We start from the raw sequence: 14175 nt of genomic DNA, 5'->3' as shown, positions 1-14175 counted from the left end.
AACCGGCCGGGCCGGCACCTTCCTCACATGATGAACACCGAATACCGCAAATCCCTGCCCGGGACGTCGCTCGACTACTTCGACGCCCGAGCCGCCGTCGAGGCGATTGCCCCGGGCGCGTACGATACGCTGCCCTACACGTCGCGCGTGCTGGCCGAGAATCTCGTGCGCCGCTGCGAACCGGCGGCGCTCGCCGACTCGCTCAGGCAGCTGATCGAGCGACGCCGCGACCTCGATTTCCCGTGGTTTCCCGCTCGTGTGGTGTGCCACGACATTCTCGGCCAGACGGCGCTGGTCGACCTCGCGGGTCTGCGCGACGCCATTGCGGCGCAAGGCGGCGATCCGGCGCTGGTCAACCCCGTGGTGCCGACCCAACTCGTGGTCGATCACTCGCTCGCGGTCGAGTGCGGCGGTTTCGATCCGGATGCATTTGCCAAGAACCGCGCCATTGAAGATCGTCGTAACGAAGACCGTTTCGACTTCATCAACTGGACGAAGAAGGCGTTTCGCAACGTCGACGTGATTCCGCCGGGCAACGGCATCCTGCACCAGATCAATCTGGAGCGCATGAGCCCGGTGATTCAGGTGACGCAAGGCGTGGCCTATCCCGATACGCTGGTAGGCACCGATTCGCATACGCCGATGGTCGATGCGCTGGGCGTGATCGCCATCGGCGTGGGCGGGCTGGAAGCGGAGAGCGTGATGCTGGGCCGCGCGTCGTGGATGCGTCTGCCCGACATCGTCGGTGTGGAACTGACGGGCAGACCGCAGTCGGGCATTACCGCGACCGATATCGTGCTCGCGCTTACCGAATTCCTGCGTAAGGAAAAGGTCGTGTCGGCCTATCTGGAGTTCTACGGCGAGGGCGCCGCCAACCTCACGCTGGGCGACCGCGCGACGATCTCGAACATGGCGCCGGAGTTCGGCGCAACGGCGGCGATGTTCTATATCGACGCTCAGACGATCAAATATCTCAAGCTCACCGGCCGTGACGACGCGCTCGTCGCGCTGGTCGAGACGTACGCGAAGCAGACCGGTCTGTGGGCCGACAGCCTGACGAAGGTGCAGTACGAGCGCGTGCTCACGTTCGATCTGTCGAGCGTGGTGCGCAACATCGCCGGTCCGTCGAATCCGCACAAGCGCGTGCCGACGAGCGAGCTGGCCGCGCGCGGTATCAGCGGCAAGGTCGAGAGTGAGCCGGGACGGATGCCGGACGGCGCGGTCATCATCGCTGCGATCACGAGCTGCACCAACACCAACAACCCGCGCAACATGATCGCCGCGGGTCTGTTCGCGCGCAACGCCAATCGCGCGGGCCTCGTGCGCAAGCCGTGGGTCAAGAGTTCGCTCGCCCCCGGCTCGAAAGCGGTTACGCTGTATCTGGAGGCTGCCGGTCTGTTGCCGGAACTCGAGAAGCTCGGTTTCGGCGTGGTCGCTTACGCCTGCACGTCATGCAATGGCATGTCCGGGGCGCTCGATCCGGCGATTCAGAAGGAAGTCGTCGAACGCGACCTGTATGCCACGGCGGTCCTCTCGGGCAACCGCAACTTCGACGGCCGCATCCATCCCTACGCCAAACAGGCGTTCCTCGCCTCGCCGCCGCTGGTGGTGGCCTATGCGATTGCCGGGACCATTCGCTTCGATATCGAAAAGGACGTGCTGGGTGTCGATGCCCAGGGCAGGCCCGTGAAGCTTGCCGATCTGTGGCCGAGCGACGAGGAGATCGACGCGATCATCGCGAGCAGCGTCAAGCCGGAGCAGTTCCGCCGTGTGTACGAGCCGATGTTTGCCGCGTCGGTCGAGCAGGGCGAGCGCGCCGAACCGCTCTACGCCTGGCGCGAGATGAGCACGTACATCCGCCGTCCTCCGTACTGGGAGGGCGCGCTGGCCGGCGAGCGAACACTGCGCGGCATGCGCGCGCTGGCGGTGCTCGGCGACAACATCACGACCGATCACCTGTCGCCGTCGAACGCCATCATGGCGGACAGCGCGGCGGGCGAATATCTCGCGAAGATGGGCCTGCCGGAAGAGGACTTCAACTCGTACGCCACCCATCGTGGCGACCACCTCACGGCACAGCGCGCCACGTTCGCCAACCCGACGCTCAAGAACGAGATGGTCGTGGTCGACGGCCAGGTCAAGGCCGGCTCGCTCGCGCGCATCGAACCCGAAGGGAAGATCACGCGCATGTGGGAGGCTATCGAGACGTATATGGCGCGCAAGCAGCCGCTGATCGTGATCGCCGGGGCCGACTACGGTCAGGGCTCCTCGCGTGACTGGGCGGCCAAGGGCGTGCGTCTGGCGGGTACCGAGGCAATCGTCGCGGAAGGCTTCGAGCGCATTCACCGCACCAATCTGGTCGGCATGGGCGTGTTGCCGCTCGAATTCAAGCCGGGCACGAATCGCAAGACGCTCGGCATCGACGGCAGCGAGACGTTCGACGTCATCGGTGAGCGCACGCCGTGCGCCGATCTCACGCTGGTGATCCATCGCAGGAACGGCGAACGAGTCGACGTGCCCGTGACCTGCCGTCTCGACACGGCCGAAGAGGTGTCCATTTACGAGGCGGGCGGGGTGCTTCAGCGCTTCGCGCAGGACTTTCTGGAATCGTCGCAGGCAGCTGCCTGAGGAGAGACGTGATGGCGCATCGGCCACAAATTCGCATTCCCGCCACCTATATGCGTGGCGGCACGAGCAAGGGCGTGTTCTTCCGCTTGCAGGACCTGCCCGAGGCCGCCCGCATGCCGGGCGCCGCGCGCGACGCGCTGCTCATGCGTGTGATCGGCAGCCCGGACCCATACGGCAAGCAGATCGACGGCATGGGCGGCGCCACGTCGAGCACGAGCAAGACGGTCATCGTCGCGAAGAGCGAGCGCCCGGAACACGATGTGGACTATCTGTTCGGGCAAGTGTCCATCGACCAGAAGTTCGTGGACTGGAGCGGCAACTGCGGCAATCTGTCCGCCGCCGTCGGTCCGTTCGCCATCGGCGCCGGGCTGGTGGATCCGGCGCGCGTGCCGCGCGATGGCGTGGCCGTCGTGCGGATCTGGCAAGCCAATATCGGCAAGACCATCATCGCGCACGTGCCGATGACGGACGGCGCCGTGCAGGAGACGGGGGACTTCGAACTCGACGGCGTGACGTTTCCGGCCGCCGAAGTGCAACTCGAATTCCTCGATCCGGCCGCCGAGGAAGACGGTGACGGCGGCGCCATGTTCCCGACCGGTCATCTGATCGACGACCTCGAAGTCCCGGGGGTCGGCACGTTCAAGGCGACGCTCATCAACGCCGGCATTCCGACGATTTTCCTCAACGCCGAGGATATCGGCTACAAGGGCACGGAGTTGCAGGACGCCATCAACGGCGACCCCAAGGCGCTGGCGATGTTCGAGACGATCCGTGCGCACGGCGCGATTCGCATGGGACTCATCAAGGAGGTGTCCGAGGCGGCGACGCGTCAGCACACCCCGAAGGTCGCCTTCGTCGCGAAACCGGCGGCGTACACGGCATCGAGCGGCAAGGCCGTCGAAGCCGGCGACGTCGATCTGCTGGTCCGTGCCTTGTCGATGGGCAAGCTGCATCATGCGATGATGGGCACGGCGGCCGTGTGTATTGGTGCGGCAGCATCGATTCCGGGCACGCTCGTGAATCTGGCGGCCGGGGGCGGTGCGCGCAACACCGTGCGCTTCGGTCACCCGTCGGGCACGCTTCGCGTTGGCGCGCAGGCGCAGGAAGCCGGCGGCGAGTGGACGGTCACCAAAGCCATCATGAGCCGCAGCGCCCGCGTGCTGATGGAAGGCTGGGTCCGCATTCCGGGAGACGCCTTCTGAAACGTCAACCGATCCACCTTGCAGGAGGTCGCCGATGTCCGCAGGCCACTCGAATCGCTCGAACGTGCGTCCCTCGCCCGACAAGGTCCTCACCGATATTGCCGACTACGTTCTGACCTATGAGATCCGCAGCGATATCGCCTTCGATACTGCACGCTACTGCCTGATCGACACGCTCGGGTGCGGTTTCGAAGCGCTGGCGTATCCCGCCTGTACCAAGCTGCTCGGCCCCATTGTGCCGGGCACCGTCGTTCCGAACGGGGCGAAGGTGCCTGGCACGCCGTATCAGCTCGACCCCGTGCAGGCCGCGTTCAGCCTGGGCGCGATGATTCGCTGGCTCGACTTCAACGACACCTGGCTGGCCGCCGAATGGGGCCATCCGTCCGATAACCTCGGCGGCATTCTGATGACGGCCGACTGGCTCTCGCGCACGGCGGTGGCGCAGGGGCAGCCGCCGCTGACGATGCGTCACGTGCTCGCCGCCATGATCAAGGCGCACGAGATTCAGGGATGTCTGGCGCTGGAGAATTCGTTCAATCAGGTCGGACTCGACCACGTGATCCTGGTCAAAGTGGCATCGACGGCGGTGGTCGGCGAGATGCTCGGTCTGTCGCGCGACGAACTCGTCAATGCGCTCTCGCTGGCGTTCGTCGACGGGCAGAGTCTGCGCACCTATCGGCATGCGCCGAACACGGGCAGCCGGAAGTCGTGGGCCGCGGGCGATGCAACGAGCCGCGCCGTGCGGCTCGCACTCATGGCGCGTACTGGAGAGATGGGGTATCCGTCGGTCCTCACGGCGAAGGCGTGGGGCTTTTACGACGTGCTGTTCAAGGGCAAGCCGTTCGCCTTCCAGCGGCCTTACGGGGCGTACGTGATGGAGAACGTGCTGTTCAAGATTGCTTTCCCGGCGGAGTTTCACGCACAGACGGCAGCCGAAGCCGCCATGACGTTGCATCGCCGGTTGCAGGCGATGGGGCGCAGTGCGCAGGACATCCGGTCGGTGAGGATTCGCACGCACGCGGCGGCGATTCGCATCATCGACAAGCATGGGCCGCTCGCCAATCCGGCGGATCGCGATCACTGCATTCAGTACATGGTGGCGGTGCCGCTGCTTTTCGGCCGCCTGACGGCGGCCGACTACGAGGACGACGTGGCGGCCGACCCACGCATCGATGCCCTGCGCAAGAATATCGTCTGCGACGAAGATCCGCAGTTCACTCGCGACTATCACGACCCCGGCAAGCGCTCGATTGCCAACGGCCTGAGCGTCACGTTACACGACGGCACGGCGCTCGACGAGGTGCTCGTCGAATATCCGATCGGTCACAGGCGGCGCCGCGACGAGGGTATCCCGCTGCTGGTGGAGAAGTTCAGGGCGAACCTCGCGCGTCGCTTCGCGCCACGCGCCCAGGCCAGGATTCTCGACGCGGCACTGGACCGGCAACGGCTGGAAGCGATGCCCGTCCATCAGTTCGTCGATTTGATGGTGTGAGGCGTCAGCGCGCGCGCCGGCGAATCGTTCAGCCCTTGTGCGTATAACGCAGGCGAGCCATCTGTTCGGCGCTGTCCGCGAGAAGTCCGGCGGCGTCGGCGATGGCTTTTTCGAGCGTGGTCGGGCCGAACGTGAGCGAAAAGCATCCCGAGAAGACACGCGAGAGGCTTTCCAGTGCGCCGCGGTCGATCGCACCCGAGAGCAGGGAGGCCGTAGCGCCCCCCTTGATGGCGACCTGCGCGGCGATCATCGGAGTTTTGCCCGATAACGTCTGACCATCGCTTCGGCCTTCGCCGGTGATGAGCCAGTCGGCGCCATCGACCGCTTGCGGCAGGCCCACGCGCTCGGCCACGACTTCCGCACCCGAGCGGAACTGCGCCCCCAGCAGATGCAGGGCGAAGCCCAGACCGCCCGCAGCTCCCGCGCCCGCACGGCTCGCGGCTTCGCTGGCGTTGAACGCGCGGTGCGCATGACCGGCGAAATGGGCGATGGCGCGGTCGAGCGGTTCGACCTGGGCTTCGCTCACGCCCTTCTGCGGCCCGAAGATCGCGGTGGCGCCTTGCGTGCCATTCAGTGGATTGTTCACGTCGGACATCGCCACCAGTTCGCAATCCTTCAGGCGTGCGTCGAGTCCGTTCAGATCGATCGACGCCACGCGATGCAGCGCGGCCGGCACCGGTTGCACTTCTGCTCCGGTGTCGTCCAGCAGCCGTGCGCCGAGACCGACGAGCAACCCGGCGCCGCCATCGTTCGTGCTGCTGCCGCCCAGGCCGATCAGCACCCGGCGCGCCCCCGTATCGAGCAGCGCGCGCAGCAGCTCGCCGAGACCCACCGTCGAGCGCTCGGCCACCGGCGTCTGCATGCCGACCGGGTCCGTGATGCTCACGACATTGGCACTTTCGAGCACGCCCGTGCCGTCGGGCATGACCCCGTATTCGGCCATGACCGATGCCTTGCCGGCGCCGCGCACCGAGAGTGGCACCCGGCGTCCGCCTGCGGAGAGCAGGGCGTCGAGCGTGCCTTCGCCGCCATCGGCCATCGGGCGCAGGCGCAGGTCGGCCTGCGGCAACACGCGCGCAATACCTGACGCGATGGCCTGCGCCACTTCCGGCGCACTCAGCGAACCTTTGAACGAATCGGGGGCGATGACGATGATCGGGGCTTGCGCATTGCTGGACATGGAAATCGGGACAGTCGCAAAAAAGTGATACGGGTTGGCAGGATTCACGTGCGCCACGTGTCGAAATTCGTTCCGCGTGTTGTTATCGCTTATGGCGTACCGGAGGGATGGTGAGTCCGCATCCCGGCGAGCGGGGCGCACGCTGGCTCGCAGTTGGGTGGGACGCGAGGCGCGTGCGGCGCAGTGTGACAGAAACCAGCAATATACGCGATTCGGGCCGGCGCGCATTGCACGAATTGCCATGCTATGAATAACACGAGTAAGATGAGCGCCAACTGGCAGTGCGCCGCCCGACAGGCGGCACGGCGTGCGGCACATCGTGCGCAGGACGTGCGCGGGCGGGCGCGAGCGCAGGCCGGCGAACATCAACGAACGATTCGGCGCGCGTGGCGGTCCGGCATGGATGCATCAAGACATTCCCGGGGCCGTCTGATACGTTGCGCCTCAACCAGATACCCGCATGACATCCGCGGCACGCCTGTCGGCGTTGGCACAGTTGGCACAGGACGATGCCGGGCGGATGCATGCGACAACGATTTGCCAGTGTGGAGCGGGGGCCATGGACCGGGGCATCAACACGAATTCCGACACGGTGCGCGCGGCGCAGCGCGGTGTTGCGCGGGTGACAGCCGTTACATGCCTGACGTTGGCGGTATGGCTCGCCGGATGCGCGCAGACCGCACCCGTAGCGTCATCGCCTGACGATCCCCCTGTGGGCAGCGTTGCGGACGTTGCACCGGAAAACGTAAAAGTCGAGACGTTGCCCGCCTATCGCGACACCATCGACGACGCGCGCAACAACGGCGCCGTCTGGCAGGGATCGTCGAAGAAGACGCTCGTGCGGGTGAGCGCCTGCACGGCACGCCTGTGGAAGAAGCAACTTCCGTATGCACGTCTTCAGCGGGTGCAGGCGGGCACCGGCCAGACGCTCGAACTCTCCTCGAAAGACGACGGCATTCTCGCCATCCTCGACCTTGCCCCCGGCAAACCGGGCAGCGAAGGCTCGCTTTACCTCGGCTCGACCGGCCCGCAATCGCTGGCCGACGCTGTGCGACAGTGTCTCTGAGCATGCGCCCGCGCGTGCCCGGATAGCGCGTTCGCCGCCATTTCTCGAGGGTGACGGCCGTCAATCTCGTGTCACGGCAGTGTCGCACAACGGCGGGGTATCATGACGGCGAAAGTGCGGCCGCCCGGGCCGCGCGATGGCTTTTACCCGCGTGCGTGCCGATGCCCCAAACCGAATCCGCCGAATCTGTCGATGTCACCGAAGGCCCGGAAAGCCCCGAGGAAAGCCGCAATACGTCCGGGGATACCGGTCAGGCTTCGCTCAACGTGCGCCAGCAGTCGCTCTTCGACGCCGTTCGCCGGGACGGCTTTCTGACCGTCGACGAGTTGGCCGCGCGCTTCGACGTCACGCCGCAAACGATCCGGCGCGACATCAATTTCCTAGCCGAGCGCAAGTGGGTGCGGCGCTACCACGGCGGTGTCGGCCTGCCCGGCGGTGCCGAGAACGACGCCTACGATGCCCGCCAGACCCAACTGGCCGATGAAAAGCGCCGCATCGCGCTGCGTCTGGCCGAGCAGATTCCCGATCACGCCTCCCTGTTCATCAACCTGGGGACCACAACCGAAGCGGTGGCACGGGCGCTGTCGCGTCACCGTGGCCTTCGCGTCATCACGAACAATCTGCACGTTGCCGCGATGATGAGCAGTTACGCCGACGCCGAAGTCATCATTACCGGCGGTGTGGTGCGCGCCCGCGATCAGGGCGTCACCGGCGAGGCGACCCTCGACTTCATCCGCCAGTTCAAGGTCGACTTCGGCATCGTCGGCATTTCCGCCATCGACGCCGACGGCACGTTGCGCGACTTCGACTACCGCGAGGTGCGGGTGGCCGAAGCCATCATCGCGCAGTCCCGCACCGTGTTTCTGGCCGCCGATCACAGCAAGTTCGGGCGTCCGGCGCTGGTGCGGTTGGGGCATTTGTCACAGGTCGACGCGCTCTTCACCGACCGTCCCGTGCCCGCCGCCATGCAGGCCGTGATCGCCGAAGCCGGCACGCTGGTGCACGTGGCGGACTGACATGCGGGGGATGTGCGAATTCGAAACTCATGTCGCGTGATCTGTTAGAATTCGAATATCGATGTTCGAAAACGAACATGCAAGCGAACATATTAGGCCGAAATCGAACATTGCCGAATATTTTCGAACATTGGCGACTTTTCCTGATTTGACGTCCCATCGCTGGGAGTAACGACGTGCAGACATCCGCTCAATCGCTTTCGGCCAACGCACCGGCCGCTTCGGGGCCGAGCGCGCCTTCGGCCCCTTATGACCTGCTCGTCGTGGGCGGTGGCATCAACGGGACGGGGATCGCGCGCGACGCGGCCGGTCGCGGACTGCGGGTGCTGCTCGTCGAGCAGGACGATCTGGCTTCGCACACGTCGTCGGCCAGTACCAAGTTGATTCACGGCGGTCTGCGCTATCTCGAATACTACGAGTTCGGGCTGGTGCGCAAAGCGTTGCAGGAGCGCGAAGTCCTGCTGCGTGCCGCGCCGCACATCATGTGGCCGCTGCGTTTCGTCATGCCGCACGTGCCGAATCTGCGTCCCGCGTGGCTGATCCGCGCCGGTCTGTTTCTCTACGATCACCTCGCGCGACGCGAAATCCTGCCCGGGTCGCTCGGCATCGATCTGCGTCAGCATCCGGCGGGGGCGCCGCTGCGGCGTGATCTGGTCAGGGGTTTCGTCTATTCCGACGGCTGGGTGCAGGATGCGCGTCTGGTCGTGCTCAACGCGCAGGATGCCGCCGAGCGTGGCGCAACGATCCTCACGCGCACGCGTCTGGCCGGTGCCGAGCGTGGCGAGCACTCCTGGACGGCGCAACTCGAAACGACGGCGGGCGAGCGTCAGACGGTGCGCGCACGCGCCATCGTCAATGCGGCGGGGCCGTGGGTCGGCCACCTGCTGGGCGACGTGCTGCGCCAGAACGCCACGCATCGCATCCGCAACGTGAAGGGCAGCCACATCGTCACGCGCAAGCTGTTCGATCACGATCACGCTTACATCTTCCAGAACCCCGACAAACGCATCATCTTCGCGATCCCTTACGAACGCGAGTTCACGCTCATCGGCACGACCGACATCGAATACCTTGGCGACCCGGCGAAGGTGGCGATCAACGACGACGAAATCGCGTATCTCTGCAAGTCGGCCAGCGAATACTTCACCAGGCCGATTGCAGCGAGCGACGTCGTGTGGACGTACGCGGGCGTGCGGCCGCTGATGGAAGAGGACGTCTCGAATCCCTCGGCCGTCACGCGCGATTACAAGCTCGAACTCGACGCCCCGGGGACTCGCGCGCCGCTGCTGTCGGTGTTCGGCGGCAAGATCACGACGTACCGCCGTCTCGCGGAAGAAGCGATGTCGCAGCTCCATAGCGCGCTGGGCTTCACGCACGGCGACTGGACCGCCGGTGCGCCATTGCCGGGCGGCGACATGGCCGAGCCGGACGCTGGCGTTTTCGAGACCGCGCTGCGCGCACAGATGCCGTGGCTGCCGCCCGCGCTGGCGCAACGCTACGCGCGTACTTACGGCACGCGCACGCACGTGCTGGTGGGAGATGCGAACTCGCTCGACGGTCTTGGTCAGCGGATCTGCGGCGACCTGTACGAGGCCGAGCTGCGGTATCTGGTGCAGTACGAATGGGCGCGCTGCGCGCAGGACGTGCTGTGGCGCCGGACGAAACTGGGGCTGCACGTTGGCGAGGAAGGTGAGACCGCGGTGGCGCAGTGGTTCGCGCAACATCTGGAAATGGCCGCCTGAGGCGCGTGGCTCGTCGAGGCGGCATCGACACGTCAGGCCATCGGTTCAAAGGGCCGTAAGGCCGTAAGGCCGTAAGGCCGTAAGGCCGTAAGGCCGTAAGGCCATAAGGCCATGAGGACATAAGGGCATAAAGGGGATAAAGGGCATAACGCCCCAAGGAGACGAAGGCAATGTCAGGAGGCGCGTACATCCTCGCATTCGATCAGGGCACGACCAGCTCGCGAGCCCTGCTGTTCGACCGGGGCGGCCATGTGGTATCGACTGCGCAGAAGGAGTTCCGTCAGATCTACCCGCATCCCGGCTGGGTCGAGCACGATCCCCGCGAAATATGGGCAACGCAGGCCGGCGTGGCCGCCGAAGCGCTGACGCACGCCGGCGCTGGCGGTATCGACATCGCGGCCATCGGCATCACGAATCAGCGAGAGACGACCATCGTCTGGGATCGCCGCACTGGCGAGCCGGTCTACAACGCCATCGTCTGGCAGGATCGCCGCACGGCGGAATTTTGCGAGCAGCTTCGCGCGCAAGGTAACGAGGCGCTGGTCGCCACGCGCACGGGGCTTCGCATCGACTCGTATTTTTCGGGCAGCAAGATCCGCTGGATTCTCGATCATGTCGACGGTGCACGCGAAGCGGCCGAAGCGGGGCATCTCGCGTTCGGCACCGTCGACAGCTGGCTCGTGTGGCATCTCACGGGCGGCAAGTTGCACGTAACGGACGTGTCGAACGCATCGCGCACCATGCTCTTCAACATCCATTCGCTCGAATGGGACGACGAACTGCTCGCGCTGCTCGACGTGCCGCGCAGCATGTTGCCGCAGGTGCGCTCATCGAGCGAGGTTTACGGATACACGGCGACACCGCTGTTCTCGGCGCCAGTGCCGATCGCAGGCATCGCGGGCGATCAGCAGGCGGCGCTCTTCGGGCAGATGTGCCTCGCGCCGGGCATGGTCAAGAACACGTACGGGACCGGCTGCTTCATGGTGATGAACACCGGCCACAAGCCGCAGGCGTCGAGCCACAACCTGCTGACGACGGTCGCATGGAAAATCGGCAATCGAGTCGATTACGCACTCGAAGGCAGTATTTTCATCGGTGGTGCGGTGGTGCAATGGCTGCGCGACGGGTTGGGCATCATTCGCCATTCGCGCGACGTCGAAGCCCTCGCCACGAGCGTGCCGGACGCCGATGGCGTTGTGCTCGTGCCCGCGTTCGCCGGACTGGGGGCGCCGCATTGGCAGCCGCACGCCCGCGGCACGCTGTTCGGAGCGACGCGGGGCACAACCGCCGCGCACGTGGCGCGCGCGGCCCTCGACAGCATCGCCTTCCAGACGCTCGACGTGTTACGCGCCATGGAGGCCGACGCCGGTCTGCGTGTCTCGGAGTTGCGCGTGGACGGTGGCGCCGCGGCCAACGATCTGCTGATGCAATGGCAGGCCGACTTGCTGGGCGCCGACGTCGTGCGTCCCAATGTGATCGAGACGACCGCTGCGGGTGCGGCGTATCTCGCGGGACTGGCAGTTGGGTATTGGCCGGATATCGATACGTTGCAACGCCAGTGGCAGTTGCAGCGGCGCTTTTCGCGCAAGCTCCCGGAGAGCGACGTCGGTCGTGCGGTGAACGGCTGGCAGCGCGCGGTACGTGCCGCGAAAGCGTGGGCACAGGACAGTTGAGCGGTGTGTCCGGGCGCTCGGTTATCCAGCGTTGAGCTCGCCAGACGGGCGCGGACTTCAGCGCAATGCCCGCCCGGGCGCGACATGGCGGCGCTCGCCGATGGCATCGTGCCGACGGTGCCGCCAACTGGCGCACCGCTCGCGCGGATGTCGACGGGCCGACTTGGCCGGACTCGCCGGTGCGAGCGACCTGACGCAGGGACTTAGGGCGCAAGGCCCGGTGCGGCGCATTTGCATGATCCTCTCCCCGAACGATTCCTGTCTTTCGAAGCGCATCGCTTGCCCACTTCATGCGCGCTCGCTGGTGCAAATCCGTCCGCTCTCCGAAGCGCTCCCGGCAAGGGGATAGGCATCGGGCGTGCCGGGGCCATGTGGCGTGCATGGCTTGATTCCCGAGGCAGTCGGCCTGGCGAAGAGACTTCTCCGGGGGCGGACGGCTTGCCTCTTTCCTGATGCGAGAAGCGTGCCAACGCTTGCAACCCATTGAATCGAAAACGAAGTTCACCCGTTGAAACGGGGGCGCCTGCGCCTCGCAGCGAAAAACGTTTCAGGAATGAAAGCGGCGGGTGCGGGCGTGCCGCAACCGTTACCAAGCCGCGCCGGGGCGATGCAGCGATGGGGCGATGCGGCGATTGGAGGGACGAGGTGACGAGATGGGGCGAGACGACGATTGGTCGTTGGGCCGGGCACCTGCCGCGTGCATGGCGGCCGGAATGACGGCAATTTAGGCAACGCACTCGACAGTCAATACCGGCGGGCGATTGCCCCGCAGGGATGGGGACTTATGCAAAGGGTTATCAACAGTTGCTGTGGATATCCTTGCTGTCGGCTGAAAGGGTCGTCGCACAGCGAAGGCGACGAAGACAACGAAGATAACGAAAACAACGAAGGCGACGAAGACAACCAAGGCGACCAAGGCGACGTTCCGAAGACGTCGCCCTCGATCAGGCATCGGCCGTCGGGCGCTGCCGTCAGGCCGCCGGTTTCGTGCCGACGGTAAAGGCGATCTCGCCGACACCGGCCACGCCCGCGCTCACTTTATCGCCCGGTTCGAGCGGGCCGACGCCGGCCGGCGTGCCGGTGAAGATCAGATCGCCGGGCGCGAGCCTTACGCTGCGCGAGATCTCGGCGATCAGATCGGGCACCGGCCAGATCAGTTCGTTGAGATCGCCCGTCTGGCGGTTCTCACCGTTCACATCGAGCCACACGCGGCCCTCGCCCGGATGACCGATTTGTGCCACGGCGTGCAGCGCACCGCACGGCGCCGATGCGTCGAATGCCTTGCCCCAATCCCACGGACGGCGCGTGTCCTTGGCCTGCTGTTGCAAGTCGCGGCGCGTCAGGTCCACGCCCACGCCATACCCCCATACGAGCGACAGCGCGTCGCCCGCGTCCACGTTCTCGCCGGCGGCGCCGATAGCGACGACCAGTTCGATCTCGTGATGCAACTCGCTCGTGAGCGGCGGGTAAGGGAGGGTGCCTTCGGCGGGGACGACGGCGTCGGCCGGCTTCATGAAGAAGAACGGCGGTTCGCGGTCCGGATTGCTGCCCATCTCGCGGGCATGCGCGGCGTAGTTACGGCCAACGCAGAACACGCGGCGCACGGGAAAACGGGCGTCGCTGCCGGCGACGGCAACCGACGCCTGAGGCGGGGCCGGGATAACGAATTGACTCATGAGGAAACTCTTGGCTGATGTGAGACAAATGATTTCGCGAAGACCTGCGACATGTCGGCAAACGCCTTGAACTCCAGTGCGTTGCCCGACGGATCGTAGAAGAACAGTGTCGCCTGCTCGCCCACCTGACCGGCGAAACGGATATGCGGCTCGATCACGAAACGGGTGCCCGCAGCGCGCAGCCGGTCGGCCAGTGCATGCCACGCGGGCATGTCAAGGATAACGCCGAAATGCGGGACCGGAACGTCGTCGCCGTCGACTGGGTTCGTAATGCGCTTGCCCGCCTCGTCCGGCGACAGATGGGCAACCAGTTGGTGACCGAAGAAATCGAAGTCGATCCAGTGGTCCGAACTGCGGCCTTCGGCGCAGCCCATCACGCCGCCGTAGAACTGGCGCGCCGCGGCGAGATCGTGAACGGGAAAGGCGAGATGGAAAAGCGGTGTGGTCATGGCAGTCTGCGGTGTCCGGTGAGGTCGATCGATGTTCCGTGTGCCGGTGAA

General features: G+C 65.6%; 10 protein-coding genes. 7 read left to right on the top strand and 3 right to left on the bottom strand.

The window, feature by feature from the left end:
• Positions 1 to 27 precede the first annotated feature (27 nt).
• Genes acnD through AB870_RS13930 form a run of 3 tightly spaced genes read left to right on the top strand, consistent with a single transcriptional unit; the run spans position 28 to position 5322 of the window.
• Complete coding sequence (gene acnD / locus AB870_RS13940) at positions 28 to 2628, top strand: Fe/S-dependent 2-methylisocitrate dehydratase AcnD (protein WP_047905169.1); 2601 nt, start codon at positions 28 to 30, stop codon at positions 2626 to 2628.
• An 11-nt stretch (positions 2629 to 2639) separates the two neighbouring features.
• Positions 2640 to 3830, top strand: coding sequence for a 2-methylaconitate cis-trans isomerase PrpF (gene prpF, locus AB870_RS13935; protein ID WP_047905168.1), 1191 nt, complete (start codon positions 2640 to 2642; stop codon positions 3828 to 3830).
• A 34-nt stretch (positions 3831 to 3864) separates the two neighbouring features.
• The gene (locus AB870_RS13930; protein WP_047905167.1) at positions 3865 to 5322 is read left to right on the top strand and encodes a bifunctional 2-methylcitrate dehydratase/aconitate hydratase; all 1458 of its coding nucleotides are present in this window, start codon (positions 3865 to 3867) and stop codon (positions 5320 to 5322) included.
• Positions 5323 to 5350: 28 nt separating this feature from the next.
• Here the strand turns inward: AB870_RS13930 and AB870_RS13925 are convergent, their stop codons facing one another.
• Positions 5351 to 6502, bottom strand: coding sequence for a glycerate kinase (locus tag AB870_RS13925; protein WP_047905166.1), 1152 nt, complete (start codon positions 6500 to 6502; stop codon positions 5351 to 5353).
• A gap of 559 nt (positions 6503 to 7061) precedes the next feature.
• Here AB870_RS13925 and AB870_RS13920 point away from each other — a divergent pair.
• From AB870_RS13920 to glpK, 4 genes are all read left to right on the top strand, one after another.
• Positions 7062 to 7568 (top strand): hypothetical protein, encoded by a 507-nt coding sequence (locus AB870_RS13920; protein ID WP_047905165.1) that lies wholly within the window; start codon positions 7062 to 7064, stop codon positions 7566 to 7568.
• A gap of 161 nt (positions 7569 to 7729) precedes the next feature.
• Positions 7730 to 8584 carry a DeoR/GlpR family DNA-binding transcription regulator gene (locus AB870_RS13915; protein ID WP_157112326.1) on the top strand — a complete coding sequence of 285 codons (855 nt, stop codon included), beginning with the start codon at positions 7730 to 7732 and terminating at the stop codon, positions 8582 to 8584.
• A gap of 254 nt (positions 8585 to 8838) precedes the next feature.
• A complete protein-coding gene (glpD, locus tag AB870_RS13910) occupies positions 8839 to 10326 on the top strand; it encodes a glycerol-3-phosphate dehydrogenase (protein WP_047908201.1) in 1488 nt (495 codons plus the stop codon).
• 170 nt (positions 10327 to 10496) lie between these two features.
• Positions 10497 to 11999 carry a glycerol kinase GlpK gene (gene glpK / locus AB870_RS13905; RefSeq protein ID WP_047905164.1) on the top strand — a complete coding sequence of 501 codons (1503 nt, stop codon included), beginning with the start codon at positions 10497 to 10499 and terminating at the stop codon, positions 11997 to 11999.
• A 971-nt stretch (positions 12000 to 12970) separates the two neighbouring features.
• On the opposite strand, the gene AB870_RS13900 is transcribed toward glpK, so the two are convergent.
• Together AB870_RS13900 and AB870_RS13895 are read right to left on the bottom strand one after the other, a co-directional pair.
• Positions 12971 to 13675 (bottom strand): fumarylacetoacetate hydrolase family protein, encoded by a 705-nt coding sequence (locus AB870_RS13900; RefSeq protein WP_047905163.1) that lies wholly within the window; start codon positions 13673 to 13675, stop codon positions 12971 to 12973.
• A complete protein-coding gene (locus AB870_RS13895) occupies positions 13672 to 14124 on the bottom strand; it encodes a VOC family protein (protein WP_047905162.1) in 453 nt (150 codons plus the stop codon). The genes AB870_RS13900 and AB870_RS13895 overlap by 4 nt, the downstream gene beginning before the upstream one ends.
• Positions 14125 to 14175: the final 51 nt, after the last annotated feature.

The organism is Pandoraea faecigallinarum (assembly GCF_001029105.3).
Taxonomy (GTDB): Bacteria; Pseudomonadota; Gammaproteobacteria; order Burkholderiales; family Burkholderiaceae; genus Pandoraea; species Pandoraea faecigallinarum.
This window is presented reverse-complemented; position numbering and strand designations above follow the sequence as displayed.